The following is a 24,849-nucleotide window of genomic DNA, read 5'->3' on the forward strand; positions in this document are numbered from 1 at the left end:
GTGGCCACCGCCACGCTCACCAATACCGTGGTGGGTATCAGCGCCGTCACCGCCACGCTATCCAATAGCAGCAGCCAGACCGTGGACACCAGCTTTGTCGGCGATACCGCCACCGCGCACATCGCCGAGGGCAATCTGACGGTCACCGCCAATAATGCCCTGGCCAACGGTACCGCCGCCAACGCGGTGCGCGCGGTGGTCACCGACGCCCAGGGCAACCTGCTGGCCGGCCAGACCGTCACCTTCACCGCCACCAACGGCGCCATCATCACCACGGTAATTGGCGTCACCGGCGCCGACGGCGTGGCCACCGCCACCCTGACCAACACCACCGCCGGCGTCAGCGCCGTGACCGCCACCCTGTCCAACAGCAACAACAGGACAGTGGATACCACCTTTGTGGCCGATGCGGGCACCGCGCAGATCGCCGACGGCAATCTGACGGTCACCGCCAATAACGCCCTGGCCAACGGCACCGCCGCCAACGCGGTGCGCGCGGTGGTCACCGACGCCCAGGGCAATCCCCTGGCCGGCCAGACCGTGGCCTTTACCGCCACCAATGGCGCCACGGTCACCACCGTTATCGGCACTACTGGCGCCGACGGCGTGGCCACCGCCACGCTCACCAACACCACCGCCGGCGTCAGCGCCGTGACCGCCACGCTCACCAACGGCAATAACAAGACGGTGGACACCACTTTCGTGGCCGATGCGAGTACCGCGCAGATTGCCAGCGGCAACCTGACGGTGACTGCCGACAATGCCCTGGCCAACGGTACCGCCGTCAACGCGGTACGCGCGGTGGTCACCGACGCCCAGGGCAACCCCCTGGCCGGCCAGACCGTCACGTTCACCGCCACCAACGGCGCCACGGTCACCACGGTGATTGGCACCACCGGCGCCGATGGCGTGGCCACCGCCACCCTGACCAACACCGCCGCAGGCATCAGCGCCGTCACCGCCGCGCTCACCAACGGCAACAGCGCGTCGGTGGATACCACTTTTGTACTGGATACCACTACCGCGACCATTACCGAGGCCAATCTGACGGTCACTGTCAATAACGCCGCCTCCGACGGCGTGGCGCAAAACCAGGTACGGGCGGTGGTCACCAATGCCCTCGGCCAGGTATTGCCCAATCAAGTGGTGACGTTTAGCGCCACCAACGGCGCAACGGTGCTGAACGTCACCGTCACCACCGATGAAAACGGCGTGGCCATTGCCAATTTAACCAGTACCACCGCCGGCGTCAGCGTCGTCACCGCCACGCTGGCCAACAATGCCGCCCGGTCGGTGAACGTCAACTTCGGCGCCAACGCGTTTCTCGCCAGTATCACGCTTACCGAGGACGACGCCACCGCCAATGGGCTGGAAACCAATGTGGTGCGGGTTAAAGTGGTGGACGCCAACGGACAGCCCGCGGCCAATGTGGTGGTAGACCTTACTGCGGATAACAGCGTGGGCACCTTCCATGTGGTCACGCCGGCCGGCACCGCCACCAACGCCGCAGGAGAGATCGATATCGCTTATACCTATACCCGGGCGTTTGCCACACCGATCACCGTTGTCGCCACACTGCCCGAGACCGGTCAAACCCTGACTGGATCCGGCGGCTCATTCACTATCCCCACGGTTAAGTTAACCAATCCGACTATTGGTGTGAGTAACGCGCTGCCCATCACGGCAACCATGACGTTGCTAACGGCGCGGGGCGCGCCGTTGGCCAATACCCTGTTGAATGTCTCCGTCAAGAGATATGTTGCGTCTAGCCTTGCAGATATGCCCTTTATCACCGCGGCGTCGCCGGTGACGACCGACAGCCAGGGTCAGGCGCAACTGTCGGCCACCAGCACGGTGTCCGAAGATAGATTGGTATTTGTTCTGGCGGCCCCTGGCATCAATGAGGGTCAAGGTGAGGTGAATACCATCTTCGACAGCGATGTTACGTTGCAATTCTATTAATGCCTCCCATAGGTGGAATAGCCTTCGGCTATTCCACCTGCGTAATTTCTTGCCGCCAATAAGCAATTATTGGAATTTCGGGATTAAAAAAGAACATTGATCGTTCCCCCATAGCCATGGCATTAATCTAGAAAATACCATCATCACTCACAATTGAGGTATTCTATGGCCAACATCATTAGCCTTGCTGCCGTTAATTCACCGGCACCGCCCATTCCGGCCGGACAAACCGCCAGTCTCAGGGCCACCGTTACCGATAGCATCACCGGGCTGCCGCAACCGGGTGTCACGGTGACTTTCAGCCAGGATACAGTCTATGGGAAAGTGTCCCCCGCATCGGCAACCACTGATGCCAACGGGCTAGCCCAATCGAACCTCACTTATCCTGATCAACAGCGGCCAGGGATTACCGGTTCGGCGGTGATTACGGCGACCGCATCCATATCAGGCGCCGCCACATCCTTTATTATCAATTTTTGGGACCCGGAGCTAAGACCTTTACTGGTACTTAATACAACACCAACTTCTAGTCCTGAGGTATATACACTCACAGCCGACATTATTCAGAACGGCGTTCAGGTGCTGGTCTATTTACCTGCGGATATTCGTTATGGCGACATTGTCAGTTTTTTCTGGAATCAACAATTTATACAAATGGTTTACCAGGACGGGCCTCTGGTGTGGGTTATCAATGTCAATAGCTCTTTTAGTCCGGAACAGACATTAAGCCTAGGGGAATATGCATTGTGGTATATGATTGAGGACTTTGCGGGTAATAAAAGCGGCTCCATGAGTTTGATACTGGAAATAAAGGATTCACCTTATAACTATCAGGTATGGCAGGCACCTATTTTGCTGCCCGCAGGACTTAATGGCATCATCAATCTGGCCGATGCCCAGACCGGGGTCACAATCACTTTGCCGCTGGCGTCGCAACCGGCTATTGTTACAAACAGTTTATATCGTGCCAGGCTGCGGATTTTTTCCCGTGAAGGGGTACAACTTCAAGATACGGAATTATTCCTTGGCATAGCCCCCAATCCCGTCGTTAATGTCACTCAGCAAATACCCCTTGCCACACTGGCCAATTTGAACGGCGTCTTCGGCGATTTCTTTTATACTGTTCAGCTACCCAACACAACGGTAGGATTGCCCTCCATAGCCAGACGCATGTATATTGATACCGTGCCTCCCGGGGATTGAGCCGGTCATGTTTTTGCGGGCGTATCAGCGTCATTCTAAACACGATTATTCAATGCGAGGAGCGCATATGTCATATCAATTAACCCTTACCACCAGTCCCCTGACACCGGCGCTATCCACCACTGCCAGAACCTGCGAATTGACGGCCATCGTCGCCGACGTCGAGGGTCACCCGCAGCAAGATATTCCGGTGTATTTCCAGACCACGCATGACAAAGCGCGCCTTTCCGCCACGACATGCATCACCGATGACCGGGGAACAGCCACAGCGACCCTTCGCTATCCCGTTGCCGCAACGCGGGCAGCGGTGGGTATGGTACAGGTAACCGCCGCAATCACGGGCAGCGAAAAAACGATTTCAGTGAATTTTTTCGATCCGGCGCTCCGACCGGTCCGGGTGTTAAACAGCCAGTGTGACGCCGCCGGTACGGTACGCCTGGGCCAGACGGCCCTCGCGTTCGGCTTGCAGATGCTGGTTTACTTTCCCAAGACCATCGCCGATGGCGATAAGGCAATATTTCACTGGGGCGAGCATATCGCCAGGAAAACATTGGCAGACAAAGAGCGTGTCTGGGTGGTTACGCCCCAGATCCTCTCGCTGCCGGCGAAGGCCCTGGAACCGGGCACGTATCGCGTCTGGTACAGTCTGGAAACCACTGCGGGGCAAACCCACGGCGCCAAGCCGGTAAATGTTGAAATTGTCTCCGCGCGTTTTCCATCTCCCACCGTCCAGGACGCCCGTGGCGATGCCCTGATGTAACCTGGTACGCGCAGTAGGGTCGTTATCGGCGGCGAGGTATTGCAAAAAGTCAACGGGTAGGGATGGTTTATCTCTTACATTCACGCCATTTACGTTAGAGCCAAGGAAGTGATTATGTCTCAACACACTGAATTTATTGACCATCACGACGATGTCCAGGTGAGTTTGGCCGCCGATCCCCTCGATCAGCCGCAAAGCGCATTGGGCACAGTCACCCGACTGACCGCGACGGTGGAAGATAGACATCATCGGCCCGCCCGGGACGTGGAGGTGAAATTTTCCACGCACGCGGCGCACGCCCGATTCAGCGAACATGTCGTGCGAACGGATCACCAGGGCAAGGCCGTGACCCTCCTGACTTACCCTTATCCCCCACAAACCGCGCCCAGGGGGGGAATGGTGACAGTATACGCCCGCACCCGCTGTGCCGAAGACACCGTCAAACTGGTGTTTTATAGCGAAGGACTAACGCCACCCCGTGTCATCAATCTTAAACCCGGCGATATTATCGACAAAGAATCCATAGCTGCCGGCGTGCAGGTGGTGGTCTATCCCTGGGAAAATATCAAGCAGGGCAATGTCGCCACTCTTTACTGGGGTGATAATTTTGCTCAGCGCGCATTTGACGGCCATAATTTCCCCTGGGTTGCCGATATAGCGAAAATTTTTCCGGGCGATAAGGTATTGCATGACGGCATCTACAGGGTATTTTATGAAGCTATCGATAATGTGGGTAATATTGCCGAATCCAAACCGATCACTGTCAAAGTGATTGATAATCCGGTTATCAACCCGACATTATTAAAACCACTGTTACCCGCCGCGTTACATAATGTTATCAATCTGGCCGCCGCCAAAACGGGCGTGGAAATAACCTTGCCCGGCGCCCAGCCCGAGATTGGCCCTTGCGCCCAATACCGGTTATTCCTGGACACCAGAACATATCAGGGTGGGTTGATAAAACACACGCTAATACAAAGCGGCGAAATACGAAATAATAAAAACGTTGTCGTGACGGTGGGATACCCTGATTTGCAAGGCTACGATGGCGTCAATGGCGCATTTTATTATGATATCGTGAACGAAGACGGCGCTCCGGCGCTGCGCTCTTATGCGGCGCAAGTGATCATTGATACCGTCGCGCCGCATTTGATGTAATGTCTTGAGAAACACGCGATCTCTTATCATCCCCAGAAGCATAGGCATTATGCGACTGGGGTGAGCGAGTGCAGCCAACAAAAAGGCGACTCGAAGTAATACGAGTCTCTATCCATAATCCGACCAGCAAGAATAGTGTTAACAGCCCCATACCCTTTTTTGGAGATCACTTCGGTAAAAATGAAAATTGATTCCATTGAGCGTTGTATTCAACAATATAAATGCAGTAAGGTTCCTTATTTTTTTACTGTCTAATGTGAGGTTATCATGGCACTTACCGATCCTATTGTAACAAATGCACCCGGCAATGTTATTACACAAAACAGTATCAATGCCGGGATTCAGGCTATTCTCCGTATTCCCGCCGACACTCAATATGGCGATCTCGTTGAATTTCACTGGGGCGATTTGCAATTACAGCGAGCCTACACAACAGCGGATTTTCCCAATTATACCTGGGTCATTAACATCATTGACGCCTTGCCGCAACAACAGGCATTAGTTAACGGAACCTATAATGTTTATTATACCATAACGGATTATGTGGGAAACACGGCAAGCTCGACCGATCCCAATAACTACTCTGTCGAAGGCAGTGATGTGAATGTCGCAACCTTCCCGGCCCCCACCGCGCCGGCGATCATTAATCAGCAAACGTGGGAAGCCGGTTTTAACATCATCATTCCGGCATATTCAGGTCGCGCCGCGACTGACATTTATACGCTTTTCCTGCGGGCGAACGAAGTGGTATCAACCATCAAAACGGGTGCAGTGGGAGACACGGCGACCACCACCGTCAACACGGACGCAAGCAATGCCGCCTTCGCCGGTTTGGACGGTCTGAACGGATTCATTTATTATCAAATAAACGCGGCGGGAACGGGTGAGGCTGCTGGACCCTTGAAAGGGATTTCCGCCAGTAAACAAGTCTATATCGATGTTGTTCCCCCGGGCGGCGCTTAATCATCGCTATTGCGAAGACGGTTAAAGTAATCCGTTAAGTTGTCTTAGTGGCCTGCCCGCAGGCCATGGGGATCAAACCAAGGGATGACAGGTTAAACCCGCCATCCCTTTTCCGTTTCACTATCCCCCGGCCCATAGATCAGGCGCACCGGCTGATGGGACACGCCCTTGCGCCATCTCCGCGTTTCGTTCAAGCCGTGGCTTGCAGCGCCATCTCTACATAGATCTGCCGCAGTTTCCGGGCCACGGGACCGGGCTGTCCCGTCCCCACCGCGCGGCCGTCAATCTGCACCACCGGCCAGACAAAACTGGTGGCGGAACTGATAAAGGCCTCCCGCGCGCCGTACGCCTCTTCAACACTAAACGGCCGTTCCTCGAACGCAATATCGTGCCGACGTATTAATTCAAGTAGGGATTGACGTGTGATGCCATGCAAAATATCGCGGCTGAGGGGACGGGTGACCAATGTTCCCTGCCGGTTGACAATCCAGGCATTGCTGGCGCTACCTTCGGTTATCAGCCCATCCGCCACCAGGAAAGCATCGTCGGCGCCATGGCCATGAGCATAGTCTTTTGCCAGACAGGACGCCAGTAGACCGACGGTTTTGATATCGCGGCGGCGCCAACGGATATCCTCCACCGTCACCACCCGAATCCCGTCCCGCGCTTTGGCATTATCGATGACTGGCCGGGACTGGGTAAACAGCATCAGTGTGGGGCGGGTGCCCTCCGGCGGGAAGTCGAACTCCCGATCACCGGTGGCGCCCCGGCTCAGTTGCAGGTAAATCGCCCCTTCGCGCAACTGGTTAAGCTCAATAAGTCGACGCTGTATGGCTTCGATATCGGCCGGCGACGCCGGCAGAGTCAATTGCAATTCCCGGCAGGAACGCGCCAGCCGGGCGAGATGTCCGGCATTCTCCAGCAGTTTGCCGTTGAGCACCGCTGTCACTTCATAGACCGCATCGGCGAACAGAAAACCGCGATCGAAAATTGATACCTTGGCCTCCTGCTCTGGCAGGTATTCACCGTTGAGATAAACTGTTCTCATGTCTTATCGTCCCGTTCGGTTAAAGTTTGTCGATAATCCGCCCGACGCCCTGACGAAACGGATCGATAACCGGCAACGCAAACCGACGCTCCAGGGAGGCCATGTACGCCAGCGCGTCCGGCTCGGACAACTGCGCGCTGTTCACCGAGATGCCCACGAACCGCGCCTGCGGATTGGTGAGTTGCGCCGCTTTGAGATTAAGCGCCATGCAATCGGCCAGGTCCGGCAGAGGATAGTCCACGCCGCGCATGGCGGCGCGCGTCGGTTCATGGCAGAGCACCAAGGCATCCGGCTGTGCGCCGTGAATTAACCCCATGGTGACCGCGGCAAACGAAGGATGAAACAGCGAACCCTGTCCCTCGATGATATCCCAGTGCTCCGGGTCGTTGGCGGGCGCCAGCGTTTCCACGGCGCCGGAGATAAAATCGGCGACCACCGCATCGATGCTAATGCCGGCGCCGCTGACCAGAATGCCGGTCTGGCCGGTGGCGCGAAACGTTGCATGGATTCCGCGTTCCCGCAAGGCCTTTTCGATGGCGAGCGCAGTGTACATTTTGCCGCAGGAACAATCGGTACCCACAGGCAGCAATCGCTTACCGCTGCGTTTGCGGCCGTTGCCCACGGGCAACGGCGCCGTGGTGTGCCGTACATCGAATAACCGGCGGCCCTGACGGGCGGCCGTGTCCCGCAGCACAGGCACATCCGCCAAGCGATTGTGTAACCCGGCAGCCAGATCCATACCCTGTTCCAGCGCTTCACGTAACAGAGCAATCCAGCTTTCGGCTATGACGCCGCCGCGATTGGCCACGCCCACCACCAAAGTCTTGGCGCCTTTGGCTTTGGCGGCGGCAATATCGAGATCGGGTAACTGACAATCCACCTGACAATCCGCCATCCGCAACTGGCCGACGCAATATTCCGGATGCCACTGGCGGATGCCGGTGGCGACTTTGGCGGCCAACCTATCATGGGCGTCGGCCAAGAATAGCAAATAGGGTTTGGGTATTTCCATGTTGGGTGCCTCCGTGACAATAACGTTGGGTATCGGCCGCGCCGGAGGACAAGTTTGTTAAGCTGCTATCATCCACGCGACCGGCGTCAAGTTGATAACATTATCAAGCATAGGCCATGCCAAAATTGGGCAGTAAAAATTCCCTATATTAAACAAAGAAGTGTAAAAATTTCCGCCTATGAATGGACACAAACCCCACCCTTTACCCGGCCCCTGCACCGATATCAGGCATTAATACCGGTATTTTGCGCCATTTTGGCGATTTTTTCATAATGTATTAACAAATACCCCGATAATACACCGGACATTGAGTGATAGGCAGTATATCACCCCTGGAAAATACCTGAGCGGTTAGCACAAATATCCGCGTTTTTCCACATAACCGCCGGTAATAGGGTGACGTGATATTTCGCCAATTTTTTTTGGCCGAATATGCGGAAGATAGCCAGTGGGCCGGTTTTTGCCGATGATAAGTTTGAGGGGCGCCCCCGAAGTGAAGGCCGGATTTGAAATCCACGCCGTTTGTCCGCCGCCGTCAGAGGGTAACGGGCCGGCGGATAAACGCGGCGGACGACAATCCGCGGGATCGGGTCATTTCGCGTGAAGGTTAGTCGGCATGCCGGCCAGCGGAATCCGCCGGCGTGATCAGGGGCGCGCTTCGGCGGTCTCCCGTCGTTAGCACCCGATACAGCAGGGATACGGCCGCCAGAAAGATAATCCCCACCCCAAGGGACATTCGGGTTTCCGAATTACAGGCCATGCCCGCTAATACGCAAAGCAAAAACAGCACCGTGAGATAGTTCGACCAGGGAAACAACACCGAGCGGAACGGATGGCCGGCTATCGCGCTTTGATGTTGTCGCCGGAACCGCAACTGGCTTAACAGCACCACGAACCAGGGCACCATCCCCGGTAAGACGCTGGCGCTATACACATAAACGAACACCCGTTGAGGATTGGGAATAATATAGTTAAGCCCGGATCCGGCCAACAACACCACTATGGAGAGGGTCACGCCGGCCACCGGGACGCCCTGACGGGATACGCGTCCCACCCAGGCCGGCAGTTGCCGGTTCTGCGCCAGGGTATATAACATGCGTCCGCAACTGTACATGCCGCTATTGCAGCCCGACAAGGCAGCGGTCAGGATCACGAAATTAATGACGCCGGCCGCCGCGGTGATACCGATTTTGGCAAAAGTCAGCACAAACGGACTGCCGCCGGTATCTATCTGGTTCCAGGGATAGAGCGTGACGATGACAAAAATAGCGCCGATGTAAAAGATCAGTATTCGCCAGAGAATATTGCCCACCGCCCGCCGTAGCGTCGTGCGGGGATCGCGCGCCTCGCCGGCGGTAATGCCGACCAGTTCCACCCCCTGATAGGATGCGACGACAATACACAACGCCACCGCCCAGCCCTTCCAGCCCCCGGCGAAAAAACCATCATGGACGGTCAAGTTCGCCAAGCCAAGGGGATGACCCTGATTGCCGATACCGAAGAAAATAATGCCCAGCCCCACGACGATCATAACCATGATGGTGCTGATCTTGATCATGGCGAACCAGAATTCAATCTCGCCATAAAGCCGCACCGCCGCGAGATTCGCCCCGGCCACCAGGCCCACCGCCACCAGCGCCGGGATCCATTGGGGCAAATCCGGGAACCAGTACTGCATGTACAGACCGATGGCGGTAATTTCCGAGACACCCACCGCCATCCACATGAACCAATAGCTCCAGGCGGTCAGATAGCCGAAGAACGGACTGAGATAGCGATGGGCATAGACGGCGAACGAACCGGTTATCGGCTCAAGATAGAGCATTTCGCCCATGGAGCGCATAATGAAAAACACAAACAAACCCGCCACGGCATACGCCAGCAAAACGGACGGACCCGCCCATCGCAGGGTACTGGCCGCGCCCATGAACAGACCGACGCCGATCGTGCCCCCCAGGGCGATCAATTCAATGTGCCGTCCTTGTAAACCGCGCTGTAACTCCTGATTCGAATTCACTTTTACCCCTCACGCCAACACTTTCCGTTGCGGCGGCAACGGCTCGAATTCCCGTCGAAGGGTAGAAGCTTACCGCATTTTCCACATTGTGTTAGTTTTTTAAGGTAATTTTACGACCTGATCTGCGGGAAAATTTCCCATTACCGGTTTTTTGGGGCCACCACAACCGCCCCTCAAAGGCGGTTAAGACAAGCCGTCGTAAAACGTCCGATGTTCAACGGGAAGGTTTTCTCCCACCGCCATGGCTGTTGCGCCCGCCTTTCTCGCCGGCTTGCGCGGCGCGTTGCGGATCATTTTTGAAATTACCGCCGCTATTTTGACCGCCTTTTCGGCCGGCGGCGGACGCCCGCTCGCGATCCTCCGCAAAATTACCCGTTCCGCCACGATGCGTCGCCATCATCACCTCCGCTTATCTGGTATCTGGGATGTTTAACCTTACGTTCAACTCTAGACGTCAAGCCTTGACTGGCAAGGCTGATTTACACCTTGATACAGAAAACCGACCAAAATCCGCCGCCGGCCGCCAACGGATTTTCCCGGCGTTGCCGGCCGGTGGCCCGGCACAGTCATCCGGCGGTCTGACTTTATCACTAAAATTTCGCGGTTCATCACGCTATAATGACGCAAACCCCCGACGCCTTCGCCGGGTCGTTTTTTTCACAAGGAGATTGCCATGTCCGCCGATATTCATGTGGTTGCCGTTATCGAGGGGAAACCGGGCAGCGCGGAAACTATCAAAGCCATCCTCGCGCCTTGCGTGGAAGCGAGCCGCAAAGATGAAGGCTGCCTGAAATACGACGTTCATCAGGACCGTGAGCGTCCCGATCATTTCATCTTCGTCGAACATTGGGCCAGCGAGGCGCTGTTGGAACGGCATGGCCGTAGCGCGCACCTCAAGGCCCTTGTGGATGCGCTTGCGCCGCTGTCCATACAGCCGCTGGAAGTCTCCATACTCGCCAAACTGTTCTAAGGCCCCGATGCCGACACGGAAGCCGCCCGCAAACAGCGCTCCGGGTCCCGCGACGCAACCGCTGGCGGGCGGCGTGTTGCGCCGCAAACCGACGCCTGGCCAAGCTTGCCTGATTATCGGTTTCGGCCGCCTGGAGCCGTTTGACGGCCATGAACGCTAGAGATACTCACGCAGCCAATGTAATTGCCGTTGCGCAACCTGAGTGAAGTGTTCACCGACAAAGAGATCGTAATGCCGCGCTTTGGACTGGATGTGGCAACGTTTTTCCGATGCGATGGCCTGATAGAATGCCAGCCCGTATTCCAACGCGATAACTTTGTCATTTTCCGCAAACACCATCAGGACAGGCTGCGTTATTTTGGCCGCAGCAGTGGCTGGACGGTATTTTATGGCTTCCCAGACTGTCAGATAAGGCACTTTACGCTCCAGCGCCGGAAACAGCTTTTGGTTTTTTCCAAAAAAGACGCGGGATTCTTCATCCGTCATGACTTTGATGATGGGCACGAATAATTCCTTGCCGCTCAGTTTTTTCTTGGCGGCCATTCGTTCCATGGTATTCAAAAACCTTTTTTTTTCATCGGCCCCCATATCGCCTGTTACCAATTGCTCGCCATCCGCGAACGCCATCTGGCTGACAACGCATTTTACCTCCTGACGCCGAACCGCGGCTTCCACCACATGGCACCCCCCCAACGAGGTTCCCCATAAGGCAATCCGCCGCGCATCTATCATCGAACAAGTCAGACACCAATCCAAAACGGCGATAATATCCTCAATTTGTTTTGCGGGTATGATTCTGCCCGGTTCACCTTCACTTTCTCCGAAGCCCCGGTAATCGAAAGTCACGGCGGTGTAGCCGGCCTCGGCAAATAACCGGGCGAACGCCGGCAACAAAAGATCCTGAATCCCAAAGAAACCATTGCACAATATGATGGTGGGCGATGGCGTCCCTGTCTCGCCGTTGCAATGGTAAACCCGGACCGCCAGCTTATCGTTTTGGCATACGATAGCGTGTTGTTTTATGTCCATCGTTTTTTCTCCTTAGATAATAAAAACCTTGCAGTACTGATGGTGATGCAAAGATGCGTGGACAATGAAAATAACCCCCATAACGCATGTTGCTTCTTGGTTGGCGGCGCTTACCCGCCCAGTCACATAGTCGTCGGCTATGCTCTCGGGCTGGCTTATCCACCATCGCGACGCAAAGCGCACGAGCTAAGCTATACCCGTCATACTGCACGTAGCCTCATTGTTAGCGGCGTTCACTATAGGGGAACGTCAATAGGATTGGGTATGTATGAATCGGTTATCGCATTGTCACGCCTCAACTTTCCCTGAGAAAAAACAAAGCCCGGCCTTTTCGGAAAAGGACCGAATATAAAGCAGGTGAATTATTTGATTTTTTATAAATTTAGGTAGCAATTATCATGTATGGTTTCTTAGCGCTGGATCGGGCAGGTTGTCTTTCTGACACGCCCATCCCTTTACAGTTAATAACTTCACACCCAGTTCAGGCCTAAAAGATTAACATAAAATTACTTACAAGTTGCACTTATCGATTCCACTAATATCAATCCATTCTAATCCAGCAAGTTATTATCGCTCAACCTGTCAGGTATAGTTTATTTATATTTAAAATGAAATAATTATCACATTAATTATTTTTAATACCAAAGTCTATCCAGCCATCAAGACCCGTTACGAAAGATTCCGTCGGTACAAAGCTTTCCAATCATCATATTCCGTATATACTCGTCATACTTCAAATTGCCCCTTTATTGGTTGCACTCGCGCATCCCAGTCACATGGTGAGGTATGCGCCTGGGGAGGCATGAGAGACATTCTGTTTCTCACCGGAGGCCCGCCGTTGGCGGTTCAAATTCGTTCCCGGCGAATTTGTCACTCACTTGCCGCCGCGAGGCAACGCGAAGTATTTAGAGTATAGATAATTTATGAATTATAATAGTATTAAAATTGCATATGTCAATTAATTAACATTATATTCGTTTGCCTTGCGCTACGGATGGCGCTCGACCGATTAATGCGCCAATAACGTTGTCACAGCGGCGGCCACGCGGCGCATCCCCGCGAAACAACGGTGGACAGCGGACTGAAGTCCTGAGGCGGGGCAGTATGTGCCGCATTACCCACGCGGCCCGCCCTGAAAAGACGCTAGGGCTTATGCTTTCGATAGTTTGGGGGGGCTCGATCGAGATATTGCGAGAAATATTGTTGAAATTGTGCTATGGGTAATGGCTTGGCATAGAGGAAGCCCTGTTGGTAAATAACTTTTTTCTCCAACAAGTAATTTCGTTGCACTCTATTTTCCACACCCTCGGCGATGATTTCCATATTCAGTTTCTTGGCCAGGTCGATCACCACATCCACAATGATTTTAGTGCTGCTTTCATGCTCAATCATGGAAACAAACGATTTGTCCAGCTTCAAGTAATCAATGTTCATTTTGCTCAAATAAGACAGCCCGGAATATCCAGTGCCAAAATCATCGATAGCGATACTGACACCCATCTGCTGCAAAGCCGACAGGATCAGTAAAGCGTCTTCGGTAACATCAATAAACTGCCGTTCAGTCAGCTCTAGCAGCAACGCGATATGCTTATCCTTCACGCTGCTGAGGAATTCCCGGCAATCTTCCACGATTTGCCAGTTGGTAAGGTGGATGGCGGAAATATTGACGGCAATATGCAGGTGTGCCCGCCACCGAATCGGCGAACGAGCAATTGTCGTCGCCACCTGGCGCATCAAATGTCGGGTAAGGGGGATGACCAGGCCGGATTCCTCCGCCAACGGAATGAAAATCTCCGGGGAGACCACGCCATCGGTGGGATGACGCCACCGTGCCAATACCTCAATGCCGATACAATAATTTTCGGATGCATCCATCACGGGTTGGAAGAACGCCTCGAATTCGTTGCGTTTCAACCCTTGCGCCATGGACGAACGGATTGAGGTCAGTGCTTTTGACCAATTACGGATTAGCAGCGAGATGGCAAGGGAGACAATGACCGAAAACAAGATGATGGTGCCGTAGGTGTCAAGGATATAGTCGAAAAAACGCCCTCGGTCGATATTGATCTGTAGCCGATAGGGATAGTTGCGCGACGTGCCGGACACCGTGATGAAATCGTTTGTCAAGTGTGCCGTGCCAACCAGGGTTCCTTGCGACGTCAGATAGCGGTCATGAATGATCATCATGATCCGGTTATCGCTGCCGGCGACATTCATCATATAATGCAGATATTCGGTATCGACAATGGCGCTGGCGCCGTCATCGCCGCGGTATTTGTTGAACAGGATCACCGCTACCCCGGGGAAGAGGCTGGTGCCGCGGCGCAAAGCAATAATCGGCGAATTATCCGAATCGCGCGACACGGGTGCGAGCGCCCGCCAAGAAAGAGGCAACGGCACCGGGCCGCAATAAACCTGGTTATTATGGAACAGCGTAACGGCCCGGACCAGTGAATGTTTCACGCTAAGGATCCGTAATTGATCGACCACGGCGGCGCAAGGCTTGCCGATGAGCGGCAATGCCAGTTCCGCCGTTTCGCCGGCGTCGTTCAGCACGTTGTCGATAAATTTGATGGTACTATTGATGTCGCGGTCCGCTTGTTTCTTTAAATTCAGTTGGGCGTAATAACCCACAATGCAAAGCGAGAAAATAAAAAAACACAAAGGGAGAATAACCCATAGCAACATCAGATGCTTATCGCTCAGCTTCGCTAGAACGGGTACATCCAGTGGCGAACGCATTCATGTCCCCTTCTTATCGATCCATCATCGCGGCAAAGAGACATCCCGCATGCCGACATAGGCTAAGGCATTACATTGCATGAAGAATATACAGCTCATCGCCTTTTTTCAACTCGTACCTGGCAACAGGCGCACATCCCAGGGATAAAAAACGCACTATACCCGCCAGACCTCGGGTCGCCGGCGGGCGGTTTTTCTTCGCGCCAGCGCAATCCCTTGGCGCACGCGGACATCGGCAGTTCTGTTGGCTCAGGGGCATGCAGCAATCAGGAGATGGCGGTTGTCTCCCTCACACCTTCAGCGGTGTTTGCCCCTGGTCAGAGCGTATTTTCCAGCCCTGAAAAGGGGGAAGACAGATTGCCCTTCACCGAATGCCCGTTATTGGCGACTCACACTGGTTAGCGGCGCAAGAGCGTTTGTTTGCCGCCGCGAGGCAACGCGAAGTATAGAGAGTATAGAATGAAAACCAATTAAATAGCTAATCATTTAATTAATACGTAATAATTTATTATTGACCGAACCTGTTATTTGTTTTACTATCAACTAAAGCAAATGCCCATTTTCTATTTCTGCCCGATCATTCAATGCCGGTTTGCTCTAGCCTTAACATATCTTGCATAATGAGTAAAATGATGCCTATTACGGTCAAAACAGTCAGAAATAACATGCACAGCTCATTTACAGACGAAATCAATGATATCATACATCACGAACTCCATTCTCCGGAACATATCCGATTTGCTTATTCCGTCATTGATAAACAGTTTTTAGAGGCGCCTGTCATTTTTTCCAATTACCCGGAAAAATGGATTGAAAGATATTTACACACAACGCTTTATAAATATGATCCGGTCATTACCCTGGCACTGCAAAGGATACTTCCCTTCAGTTGGGGTGATAATACCGGACGAGGCCAACATACAACAGCAAAAAACATTTTTATTGAAGCGCAAAAATATAACATCAATGCGGGCTTCGCGTTTCCGCTGCATGATCCGGAAAATAATTTGGCAACGCTAAGTCTGTATAGCGAGGGCGATTTCGAGCGTTTTTGTCATTTTATTGACGACAATAAAAACCATTTCCATGAGCTGCTTCTTTATATTCATGAAAACTTTATGGAAGAGCGTCGCAACAATTACAATGAATTACGCCTCAAATATAAACGAAAACTAACCTCCCGTGAAATAGAAACCCTGCAATGGGCCAGTATCGGAAAAACCTACAGCGAGATTGCCATTATCATGGGAATAACGGAAAGCACGGTTAAGTTCCATATCGGTAATCTTATTGCCAAGCTTGAAGTCGCCAATGCAAAACATGCCATCAAAAAAGCCTCTGATTTACATTTACTAAATTATCATGATTAACATACATTAATATCAAAACAAGAAATTACTAAGAATGATAATAATGACATGAATAGTCTCATTTCTCAAAACCTTTTATAATATCGCGCATGCAACATATCCATGTCATTGTCTATGGCAGTCGCCCAACCAGGAACATGGGCTAATCCGCTTTGGGGTGGTTATGCTTAAAGGGAAAATTTATTCAGGATAGTCAATTTTCACTCGCAATGGGTCAAAGATAAATCGGCCACTTTTTCAAATATTGTTCTTCGCAATAATGATATTTTTTAATATATTTAATGAGATTATCCTGACTATCGTCATCAATCCCCAATCTCAGCAAATAAACCGGCTCTTTTTTTTCTGACTGCCCCAAGCTCTCAATAGTGGTATGCCAGCCGCTCCGCTTCAAAAGCGTGTACATGGATTTGCTGCATACCGTCAATATCCCCTTCTTACCGATCATCCGGGTATAGTTGATCATCCCCAGGAACAGGAGATGACAAAATGGCAGTTTGGTATCCGTTAAGGACTTAACGCGTTCCTTGTCGACAAAAAAACGACTGGATTCAAGTAGCTCGACATCTTCCGGCGCCTGGTAGTCGAAAAACACCTTGAACGGTCCGGTAATCATGTTGGGGTTATCCATACTGATAAAACGGACACTGCTGACGATATAGCCGTCGTAGCATCCCAGCAAGTAGTGCGTGTGTTCGTTGTCATACTGGTCGAATTCCCTATCGCCGACACAGGTTACCTGCCAATCCAGACGATCTTTGAAAGTCTTTTTTCTGAGCAAATATAATTCATCAAGCCTATCGTTAATGATATCCTGGTAATCCACACTAATCAAATTAAACATACCCCACCCTCTTATCATTATTAATGAAGTGCTTTAACTCAAACTAAATACATCTTAATTTCATGGTATCAGTAAAAAAAAACGCCCACAACCTGTACTTAAGGTTAGGGAGGAAACTGAACTAAATACCAGGTTTATGTATATTTAATTCGGGTGTATTGTATTTCGCCAGGTTCTCGATACACCAATCGTTATGATTGCATATGATAGTTATGAGGGAATGAATGAGCAACCATTTTTGTATTTTTTTGAACGAAGGAAACAATTCATTAATATACAGCCCTCGTTCAAATGATAAAGTCTATCCGCTCAAGCAAGGGCATTTACTTATTATTAATGATACACCTTATTCTGTTTTCAGCCAATATGATGAAACATGGCATATTATTGGTCATATTGATAATCTACATTTATTAAATTATTTATTATTCAGTCACTATCCATCTAACAATGAAGTCATTGATACAGAGATAGTTTGGCGAGCCATCAAACGTTATGGCCTAAGCATTATCGAGTTACTCATGGGAAATTTCTGCGTCGTTTACGAAGACGGTGAAGGTAATCTCACCCTGGTGACCGAGGACAATGGCCAAGGCATTAAAGCAGGGCTGGCGGATTCCCGCGCGGCAATCCGGCCACGGGTCCCGCGTTGGGCGGCATCGCCGCGCGGCCCGGTCGGATATTCCGCCCATGACGCCGCAGCGCGCCAAGCGGCGGTCATTTCCCTCGGCGACGGTGGGCCGCCTTGCCCCGCTCGCAAGCTTTACTGCCATCAGCCGGCTTGCGCCTATTGCGCCGGACGGCAGGTATCGCTTGTTTGCTGGCGAGAGGAACGGCTCTGTTTTATCAGAAGTTTCCGCTCTCCCCCCTGATGCTGATAATGGGGAAGGCGAACACCGCCGGCCACGATACGACGCCAGGCACGATGAGCATATTCATTAATAATGAATGATGATTCGATCTTGGTGGTTAGACAAAATGTCAAAATCAACTAGTCTTATACTCTAAATAATTCACGTTGCATCGCGACGTCAGGCGGGCGACCCATTCGCCGGTAACCAATGTGGCCACCAAACCGGCAACGTGAAGCATGGCGTGTATAAAACAATGCTGTATTAAGAAGGAAATAAGACTTCATTAATTATTGCAAGGAGATCATATAATGGCTGATATCGATCAATATAGAATGCAAAATCCTTTAACCCAATATACCCGGGATGAGTTTCCCAAACAGAGCCAGCCTTCTCCGGGTTTGCAATCGGAAATGACGCCGGTACCGGATTGCGGGGAAAATACCTATCGCGGCACTGGCCGCCTGGCCGGTCGTAAGGCACTGGTTACCGGCGCGGATTCGGGCATCGGCCGCGCCGTGGCCATCGCTTATGCCCGCGAAGGGGCCGACCTTGCCTTGTCATACCATCCCGACGAACAGAAAGATGCCGATCAGGTCGCCGAGCTGGTGAAGGAGGCGGGAGGCAAAGCGGTGCTACTGCCCGGCGATCTGAGCGAAGAATCAGTGAATTATAAGCTGGTCGAGGACGCGGTGGCCCAATTAGGGGGGTTGGATATTCTGGCGCTGGTGGCCGGCAAACAGACCTCGGTGGAACATATCGCCGAACTGACCACCGAGCAGTTTCGTAAAACCTTTGAAACCAATGTTTTTTCTTTATTCTGGATTACCAAGGCCGCCATTCCCCATATGCCCCCCGGCGCCGCCATTATCACCACTTCATCCATTCAGGCCTACCAGCCCAGTCCATCGTTGCTGGATTACGCCTCCACCAAGGCCGCCATACTCACCTATACCCGCGCGCTGGCGAAACAGGTGGTGGACAAAGGCATCCGGGTTAACTGCGTGGCGCCGGGGCCTATTTGGACGGTATTGCAGGTGACCGGCGGACAACCGACCGAAAAACTGCCCGGTTTCGGCACGCAAACGCCCATGGGGAGGGCCGGCCAGCCGGCTGAATTGGCGCCGGTCTATGTCTACCTGGCGTCCCAGGAGTCCAGCTATGTCACTGCCGAGGTGCATGGCGTGACCGGCGGAAACCATTTGGGCTGACGCTCCGCGCCTGCGCCGGGGAAAGCGTTAGCTGCGCCGGAAAGTCAGGTTGTAGCGATAACCGCCGGCAGCGGGATGCGTTCCAGCCTTGAGCGGTAAAACGCCGTGAAATCTCAGCCGATCCTCGCCGCCCCAGACCACCACATCGCCGTGGCGCAGAATGATGCGTTGTGATTTATCGCCGCGCGTCATGCCGCCAAAAAGAAATACCGCATCCAGACCCAGCGACACGGAAACGATGGGTTGGCTTAAATCCCGCTCATCCCTGTCCTGGTGCAAGGACATTTTCGCGCCGGGCTGATAACGGTTTATCAGACACGAATCCGGGGAAAAACCGGCGAAACCGGCGTCCCGCGCCGCGTTGACCCCGACCTGATTGAACAGATCGGGCATTGCCGGCCAATGCCGGCCGCTCACCGGGTCGGTACGGCTGTAGCGATACCCCAACCGATCGGTTATCCAGCCGCAGGCGCCGCAACTGGTCATCGCGACCGACATCGTGAAGCCGCCGGGCGTCGTCATCCGACGGAACGGCGCTTGGACGGCAATCGACGCTATTTGGCGCAATATTGCCGCGCCGTCCGGCAAAACATAGCCGCGCAGTATCACGGAGGCGGGTCCGATGGATTCATGCCGGCGTAGGGACCGCCCCGGGAAATCGAACAGATCAGAGTTCATTGAATCCTCCTGCGGCAGGCGCCGCCAGCGAATGCCAGACGCCCCCCCGCGGCTCACGCCTGCCGCGAGAAAAGTTGACGACAATCATTGTGAGCCTTGACGAAAAGAGGCGCTAATGCTGCTGAGAGGTTTCCGTCCCCACCAGACCGACCTTGAAATAACCCGCGTTGCGCAGACTGTCCATCACCGACATGACCGTCGCGTAATCCACCTGTTTATCCGCGCGGAAAAATATCGTGGTGTCCTTGTCTCCTTGCGTTTGACTATCCAGCGCGGCGGCCAGGTTATCGGGCTCAACCGGCTGATTGCCGATGAAAAATCGCTTATCCGCCCTGACGGATAGGTACAACGGTTTTTGCGGGCGCGGTTGCGGCGCAGCGGAAGAGTTGGGCAAATCCACTTTGATATCCACGGTGGCCAGCGGCGCGGCCACCATAAAGATAATCAGCAATACCAGCATGACGTCAATGAAAGGCGTCACGTTGATATCGTGCATTTCGCCGTCTCCGTCCATATCGTCGTTGAGATGCAATGCCATAATGGATTACCTTACGCGAAAACGGGCAACCGACGATCTTTCGCGACCGCCGACGGCGGCCAAGTCCAGATCACGGCCCAGCAGCAACAGGATGTGGGCGGCGCTGTCCCCCACCATGGCTTTATAGCCGGCAATGCCCCGAACGAAAACATTATAGATGACGACGGCGGGAATGGCGGCGAACAGACCGATGGCGGTGGCCAGCAGGGCTTCGGCGATACCCGGCGCGACCACCGCCAGATTGGTGGTTTGGGTATGCGCAATACCGATAAAGCTGTTCATAATGCCCCAGACAGTGCCGAACAGCCCAATGAACGGCGATATGGCGCCGATGGTGGCCAAAAAACCATTGCCCTTGCCCATGGCCCGGCCAGCCGCCGCCACCCGTCGTTCCAGGCGGAAGGCGGCGCGTTCTTTGATGCCGGCGCTATCCGCGGCCTCGGCCGAAAGCATCAGTTCATCCTGCATCTCGGTCAAAATGGCGCCATTGATGCTGTTGGCGGAGAACCCCTCGGCCGCCGCCATGGCGTCATCCAGACTTCGTGCCTTGACCAGCGCCGCTTGTTCGCGGCGCAAACGGCGCTTAGCCGAGGACAGCTCCACGCTTTTACCGAAGAACAAGCCCCAGGTGATGATGGACGCGAGCAGTAGGCCGATCATGACGGTCTTTACCACCACATCGGCGTGACGGTACATGCCCAAAACCGACAAATCCATCTGGACGAACTGCTGCTGCGCCGCCATGGCGGCGGCTGCCCGCGCATCGGATGTCGCGACGGGCCGCGGCGTTTCGTCGGCGGGTTGATCCGCCGCCGTATTTTGCAACGCCGGGCCGTCGTCGGCCGCGACGGAAGATTGCGACGCCGTAGCGGGTCCCGTCATCGCGGCCTGGGAGGACGGCGCGGCGTATGCGCCTAAGCTCATCGCCATCAGCGCCGCCGCGGCCAAACTCCGCAGGATGAGGAAGGGCAAACCCTTCCTCGCCGCAGGGAAAAGGACCCGGTAATTTGTTTTGAACACCATCTGCAAGCAAAGCCTCCACCGACGTATGCTGAGAAAAATTAGTGGGAATGATAACAAACAGGACGTGAATTGATAGTAGTTCTCATTATTATTTATCTCTATTTCCGCTGTGATTTGCCTTATATCAATCTCTGTCAATTATGATGGTTTTCTCTGTAACGAAGGGTCAATACCAACAAAAACCCGGTCGTAAGGCGTTTTTTCCCTGAATCCTCTGGCAAAAGGGGAGTTTTGCGTTAGCGAACACGCGACGACGCGCCATTTGTCTCCGTCAAAACGCCTGCCGCCATTATGCATTCATGTTAGGCTGTGTCCCGCAATGATTTGTGGCGACGGCGGCTGGCCGGCATAACGCTATCGCAGCGCAGGGCGTGATCCACCGCCATGCGTTTGGCGAGTCCGTCAGGCCAGGCACGCGGCCTGGCCGCGTGCCGCGGCAGAACCTATCTAAAACCATGGGCTAAAGGTTTAACGCAGACAATGGCCGAGAAAAACATCGAAACGGCGCTGATTCGCGCCGGTAGGAATAAAAAATTCACCCAAGGCTCGGTTAATGCGGTCATTCAGCGGGCCTCCTCGCTGGTGTTTGATTCCGTGCAAGCCAAAAAATACGCCACCGCGCATCGCGCGGACGGCGAATTATTTTACGGCCGGCGCGGCACGCTGACGCACTTCTCCCTACAGCAGGCCATGGTGGAACTGGAGGGCGGGGCGGGTTGCGCGCTTTATCCCTGCGGTGCCGCCGCCATCGCCAATACCCTCTTGTCCTTTGTTTCGGCGGGAGATCATATTCTGGTCACCGGTTCGGTTTACGAGCCCACCACCGATTTTTGCCGGCATATCCTGGCCAAACTGAATGTCGCCACCACGTGGTTCGATCCGATGATCGGCGCCGGCATCGCGTCGCTGATACAAGAAAATACCCGAGTGGTTTTCCTTGAATCCCCTGGGTCAATCACCATGGAAGTTCAGGATATTCCCGCCATAGTGCAAGCGGTGCGCGCCGTGAACCCCGACATTGTCGTGATGCTGGATAATACCTGGGCGGCCGGTATTTTGCTGCCGGCGCTGTCGTTGGGCGTGGATATCTCAATACAGGCCGGGACCAAATATATCATCGGCCATTCGGACGCCATGCTGGGTACCGCCGTGTCCAATGCCCGTTGCTGGGATCAGTTGCGGGAACAAAGCTATTTGATGGGCCAGATGGTGGATGCCGATACGGCTTATATGGCGGCCAGGGGTCTGCGCACGCTGGGGGTCCGGTTAAGGCGGCATGAGGAAAACGGCTTGCGGGTGGCCGAATGGCTGGCCAAGCGTCCGGAAGTGGCGTCCGTTAATCATCCCGCTTTGCCCGGCAGCAAGGGGCACGCCTTTTTTCAGCGCGATTTCGCCGGCGCCAGCGGGCTATTTTCCTTCGTGTTGCGCGAACGCTTAAGCCAGGCGCAACTGGCGCATTATCTCGATCATTTTCAACACTTCAGCATGGCTTACTCGTGGGGCGGCTTCGAATCGCTGATCCTGGCCAATCAGCCGGAGGAAATCGCCGCGATTCGCCCGGCCGGCGGTGTCGATTTTTCCGGTACGCTGGTCCGGGTGCATATCGGACTGGAAAATGTCAGCGATCTGATAGCGGATCTGGATGCCGGATTCGCACGTCTCCGGGACACCCCCGTATCCGGCATTTAGTGAAGGAGATCTAAATTAGTTAATAAACATTGTCCGATTCGGGGGATGATCGGGGACAATATGCCGTTTTGCCGATAAGCTGATTCAAAACGAAATAAGCAGGTCCTGATGAGTGTATTGCATGAGATCGTCTGCGCCCTCTGGCAGCAAGATTTCGCCGCCCTGGCGAATCCGCGGGTGATCAGTGTTGTGTATTGCGTCATGTTCGTGATGTTGTTTCTGGAGAATGGCCTGTTGCCGGCGTCGTTTCTGCCAGGGGACAGTTTACTGTTGCTTTCCGGCGCCCTGGTGGCCAAAGGCGTCATGGCCTTCTTCCCTACCCTGCTGGTTCTCGCCGTCGCCGCAAGCCTGGGTTGCTGGTTCAGTTATCTACAAGGGCGCTGGCTGGGCGATACCCGAGTGGTCAGAAGCTGGCTGCTGCATTTGCCCGCCCACTATCATCAACGCGCCTACGCCATGTTTAACCGGCACGGCTTGATGGCATTGCTGGCGGGACGTTTCCTGGCTTTCGTGCGCACGATGCTGCCGACCATCGCCGGCATCTCCGGACTGGGCAACACCCGCTTCCAGTTGTTTAACTGGCTCAGCGCGCTGATTTGGGTCACGGTGCTGATGACCCTCGGCTATTCCATCAGCCAGGTTCCGCTGGTTAAACATCATGAAGACCAGGTGATGGCAATCCTGATGATCCTGCCGTTGATTCTGTTGTGCGCCGGCCTGATAGGTTCTGTCGTGTTGCTGTGGCGCAAACGCAAGGTGAAAGACACCGCCTGACCGATGTCCGCCCCGATTACGCGGTTCCCCCCCGCGCGGCTGACCCCGCGCCCCGCCAGATCGCCGTTTTAGGCCAAGGTGACGGCCGCGCCGGGCGATCTGATGCGCGCGACGTCTTCTCTGGGCGTCACGCCGAAGTAACGTTTGAATTCCCGGCTGAACTGCGACGGGCTTTCATAACCGACCCGTAATGCGGCGGTGCCGGCATTGAGGCCGTCATGCAGCATGAGTACCCGCGCTTTGTGCAACCGATAGGTTTTGAGGTACTGCAACGGCGATGTGCTGGTCACCGCCTTAAAATTATGGTGGAAAGCGGATAGGCTCATGTTGACTTCCGCGGCCAGTTGTTCAATGGTCAGGTTGTCGGCGAACTGCCGTTCGATCTTCTTCAATATTTTGGCGATCTGGTTGAAATGGGATTGCCGGTTCGCCAGGGCGAATAACGCGTCTTTGCAGCTATCCTGTAAGAGATAATAGAGAATCTCCCGAACGATGGACGGACCAAGCACTTTGGCGTCCATGGGCTTGTCCATGATATCCAGCAGCCGTTCGGCGGCGCACAGCAACTGTTCGTTCAGCGGCGCCCCGTTGATGCCGCTGGAGCGCGAACTGACCGGCCGGAATTGCATTTCGTCCCCCATATCGATGATCAGATCCTGTAGCATCAACGTATCTACGCCGATGGCCAGACCGACCAGCGGTTCCTCGGCCGAAGCGAAGGTTTCGCATTCGAAAGGCAGGGGGACGCTGAGCAGCAGATAGTTGCTGGCGTCGTAATCGAAGGTCTTGTTGCCCAGATAACCGGTTTTTCGTCCCTGGAACAGGATAATGATACCGGGCTGATACATGACCGGGGTACGGGCGCAATACTTGTCGGCAAACAGCAGTCTGACATGAGGGATGGCGATCCGGTTTTCCTGTTGCAGCAAATGCATGGCGCGTATCGACAACCGGGTGCAGATGGAATAGTTCTCTGTCATCGTCCCATTTCTCCCTTGTGAATGTTT

At 54.0% G+C, this 24,849-nt stretch carries 23 protein-coding genes; 12 read left to right on the top strand and 11 right to left on the bottom strand.

Features of this window, described 5'->3' with window-relative positions:
• The 5 genes from FCN80_RS16110 to FCN80_RS16130 all read left to right on the top strand — a co-directional run.
• Nucleotides 1-1,962 (top strand): beta strand repeat-containing protein (locus FCN80_RS16110; protein WP_170975421.1); only part of this gene is annotated, 1,962 nt, incomplete at its 5' end.
• Between the two features lie 165 nt (nt 1,963-2,127).
• A complete protein-coding gene (locus FCN80_RS16115) occupies nt 2,128-3,165 on the top strand; it encodes an Ig-like domain-containing protein (RefSeq protein WP_136991196.1) in 1,038 nt (345 codons plus the stop codon).
• Between the two features lie 67 nt (nt 3,166-3,232).
• Nucleotides 3,233-3,925 carry an Ig-like domain-containing protein gene (locus FCN80_RS16120; RefSeq protein WP_170975422.1) on the top strand — a complete coding sequence of 231 codons (693 nt, stop codon included), beginning with the start codon at nt 3,233-3,235 and terminating at the stop codon, nt 3,923-3,925.
• A 114-nt stretch (nt 3,926-4,039) separates the two neighbouring features.
• Nucleotides 4,040-5,083 (top strand): Ig-like domain-containing protein, encoded by a 1,044-nt coding sequence (locus tag FCN80_RS16125; protein ID WP_136991198.1) that lies wholly within the window; start codon nt 4,040-4,042, stop codon nt 5,081-5,083.
• Nucleotides 5,084-5,350: 267 nt separating this feature from the next.
• Nucleotides 5,351-6,046, top strand: coding sequence for a hypothetical protein (locus FCN80_RS16130; RefSeq protein ID WP_136991199.1), 696 nt, complete (start codon nt 5,351-5,353; stop codon nt 6,044-6,046).
• A 190-nt stretch (nt 6,047-6,236) separates the two neighbouring features.
• Here the strand turns inward: FCN80_RS16130 and FCN80_RS16135 are convergent, their stop codons facing one another.
• The 4 genes from FCN80_RS16135 to FCN80_RS16150 form a co-directional block, all read right to left on the bottom strand.
• Nucleotides 6,237-7,094 (bottom strand): D-amino-acid transaminase, encoded by an 858-nt coding sequence (locus FCN80_RS16135; protein ID WP_136991200.1) that lies wholly within the window; start codon nt 7,092-7,094, stop codon nt 6,237-6,239.
• A 19-nt stretch (nt 7,095-7,113) separates the two neighbouring features.
• Nucleotides 7,114-8,106, bottom strand: a complete 993-nt coding sequence (dgcN, locus tag FCN80_RS16140) for an N-acetyltransferase DgcN (RefSeq protein WP_136991201.1) — start codon at nt 8,104-8,106, stop codon at nt 7,114-7,116.
• Nucleotides 8,107-8,713: 607 nt separating this feature from the next.
• Entirely contained in the window at nt 8,714-10,123 is a 1,410-nt protein-coding gene (gene thrP / locus FCN80_RS16145; protein WP_136991202.1) for a bifunctional threonine/serine APC transporter ThrP, read from the bottom strand.
• A gap of 214 nt (nt 10,124-10,337) precedes the next feature.
• Nucleotides 10,338-10,523: a con-10 family general stress protein gene (locus tag FCN80_RS16150; RefSeq protein ID WP_445081507.1), complete on the bottom strand. Its 186-nt coding sequence runs from the start codon at nt 10,521-10,523 to the stop codon at nt 10,338-10,340.
• A 273-nt stretch (nt 10,524-10,796) separates the two neighbouring features.
• Between FCN80_RS16150 and FCN80_RS16155 the strand changes: the two genes are divergently transcribed.
• Complete coding sequence (locus FCN80_RS16155) at nt 10,797-11,093, top strand: putative quinol monooxygenase (RefSeq protein ID WP_136991204.1); 297 nt, start codon at nt 10,797-10,799, stop codon at nt 11,091-11,093.
• A 7-nt stretch (nt 11,094-11,100) separates the two neighbouring features.
• Nucleotides 11,101-11,253, top strand: a complete 153-nt coding sequence (locus FCN80_RS26485) for a hypothetical protein (protein ID WP_170975423.1) — start codon at nt 11,101-11,103, stop codon at nt 11,251-11,253.
• Here FCN80_RS26485 and FCN80_RS16160 read toward each other — a convergent pair.
• Nucleotides 11,250-12,122: an alpha/beta hydrolase gene (locus FCN80_RS16160; protein ID WP_136991205.1), complete on the bottom strand. Its 873-nt coding sequence runs from the start codon at nt 12,120-12,122 to the stop codon at nt 11,250-11,252. The two genes, FCN80_RS26485 and FCN80_RS16160, sit on opposite strands and share 4 nt — an antisense overlap.
• A gap of 1,143 nt (nt 12,123-13,265) precedes the next feature.
• Nucleotides 13,266-14,864, bottom strand: a complete 1,599-nt coding sequence (locus FCN80_RS16165; protein ID WP_136991206.1) for an EAL domain-containing protein — start codon at nt 14,862-14,864, stop codon at nt 13,266-13,268.
• Between the two features lie 629 nt (nt 14,865-15,493).
• Here FCN80_RS16165 and FCN80_RS16170 point away from each other — a divergent pair.
• Entirely contained in the window at nt 15,494-16,234 is a 741-nt protein-coding gene (locus FCN80_RS16170) for a helix-turn-helix transcriptional regulator (RefSeq protein WP_170975424.1), read from the top strand.
• Nucleotides 16,235-16,448: 214 nt separating this feature from the next.
• Here FCN80_RS16170 and FCN80_RS16175 read toward each other — a convergent pair whose 3' ends face one another.
• Nucleotides 16,449-17,078: an acyl-homoserine-lactone synthase gene (locus tag FCN80_RS16175; protein WP_136991208.1), complete on the bottom strand. Its 630-nt coding sequence runs from the start codon at nt 17,076-17,078 to the stop codon at nt 16,449-16,451.
• Nucleotides 17,079-17,302: 224 nt separating this feature from the next.
• Here FCN80_RS16175 and FCN80_RS16180 point away from each other — a divergent pair, with 224 nt between their 5' ends.
• Both FCN80_RS16180 and FCN80_RS16185 read left to right on the top strand, forming a co-directional pair.
• Nucleotides 17,303-17,950, top strand: a complete 648-nt coding sequence (locus FCN80_RS16180; protein WP_136991209.1) for a carbapenam-3-carboxylate synthase domain-containing protein — start codon at nt 17,303-17,305, stop codon at nt 17,948-17,950.
• Nucleotides 17,951-18,240: 290 nt separating this feature from the next.
• A complete protein-coding gene (locus tag FCN80_RS16185) occupies nt 18,241-19,140 on the top strand; it encodes an SDR family oxidoreductase (RefSeq protein ID WP_136991210.1) in 900 nt (299 codons plus the stop codon).
• Between the two features lie 27 nt (nt 19,141-19,167).
• On the opposite strand, the gene alkB is transcribed toward FCN80_RS16185, so the two are convergent.
• The 3 genes from alkB to exbB all read right to left on the bottom strand — a co-directional run bounded on the left by alkB (nt 19,168) and on the right by exbB (nt 21,286).
• Entirely contained in the window at nt 19,168-19,818 is a 651-nt protein-coding gene (gene alkB, locus FCN80_RS16190; RefSeq protein WP_136991211.1) for a DNA oxidative demethylase AlkB, read from the bottom strand.
• Nucleotides 19,819-19,930: 112 nt separating this feature from the next.
• Complete coding sequence (exbD, locus tag FCN80_RS16195; RefSeq protein ID WP_136991212.1) at nt 19,931-20,356, bottom strand: TonB system transport protein ExbD; 426 nt, start codon at nt 20,354-20,356, stop codon at nt 19,931-19,933.
• 6 nt (nt 20,357-20,362) lie between these two features.
• Nucleotides 20,363-21,286 (bottom strand): tonB-system energizer ExbB, encoded by a 924-nt coding sequence (gene exbB, locus FCN80_RS16200; protein WP_136991213.1) that lies wholly within the window; start codon nt 21,284-21,286, stop codon nt 20,363-20,365.
• Between the two features lie 573 nt (nt 21,287-21,859).
• Here exbB and metC point away from each other — a divergent pair.
• Together metC and FCN80_RS16210 are read left to right on the top strand one after the other, a co-directional pair.
• Nucleotides 21,860-23,068 carry a cystathionine beta-lyase gene (metC, locus tag FCN80_RS16205; RefSeq protein ID WP_136991214.1) on the top strand — a complete coding sequence of 403 codons (1,209 nt, stop codon included), beginning with the start codon at nt 21,860-21,862 and terminating at the stop codon, nt 23,066-23,068.
• Between the two features lie 108 nt (nt 23,069-23,176).
• A complete protein-coding gene (locus FCN80_RS16210) occupies nt 23,177-23,842 on the top strand; it encodes a DedA family protein (RefSeq protein WP_136991215.1) in 666 nt (221 codons plus the stop codon).
• 68 nt (nt 23,843-23,910) lie between these two features.
• On the opposite strand, the gene FCN80_RS16215 is transcribed toward FCN80_RS16210, so the two are convergent.
• Nucleotides 23,911-24,822, bottom strand: a complete 912-nt coding sequence (locus FCN80_RS16215) for an AraC family transcriptional regulator (RefSeq protein ID WP_136991216.1) — start codon at nt 24,820-24,822, stop codon at nt 23,911-23,913.
• Nucleotides 24,823-24,849: the final 27 nt, after the last annotated feature.

Source organism: Martelella alba, assembly GCF_005217455.1.
In the GTDB taxonomy this organism is placed as follows: Bacteria; Pseudomonadota; Gammaproteobacteria; order Enterobacterales; family Enterobacteriaceae; genus Acerihabitans.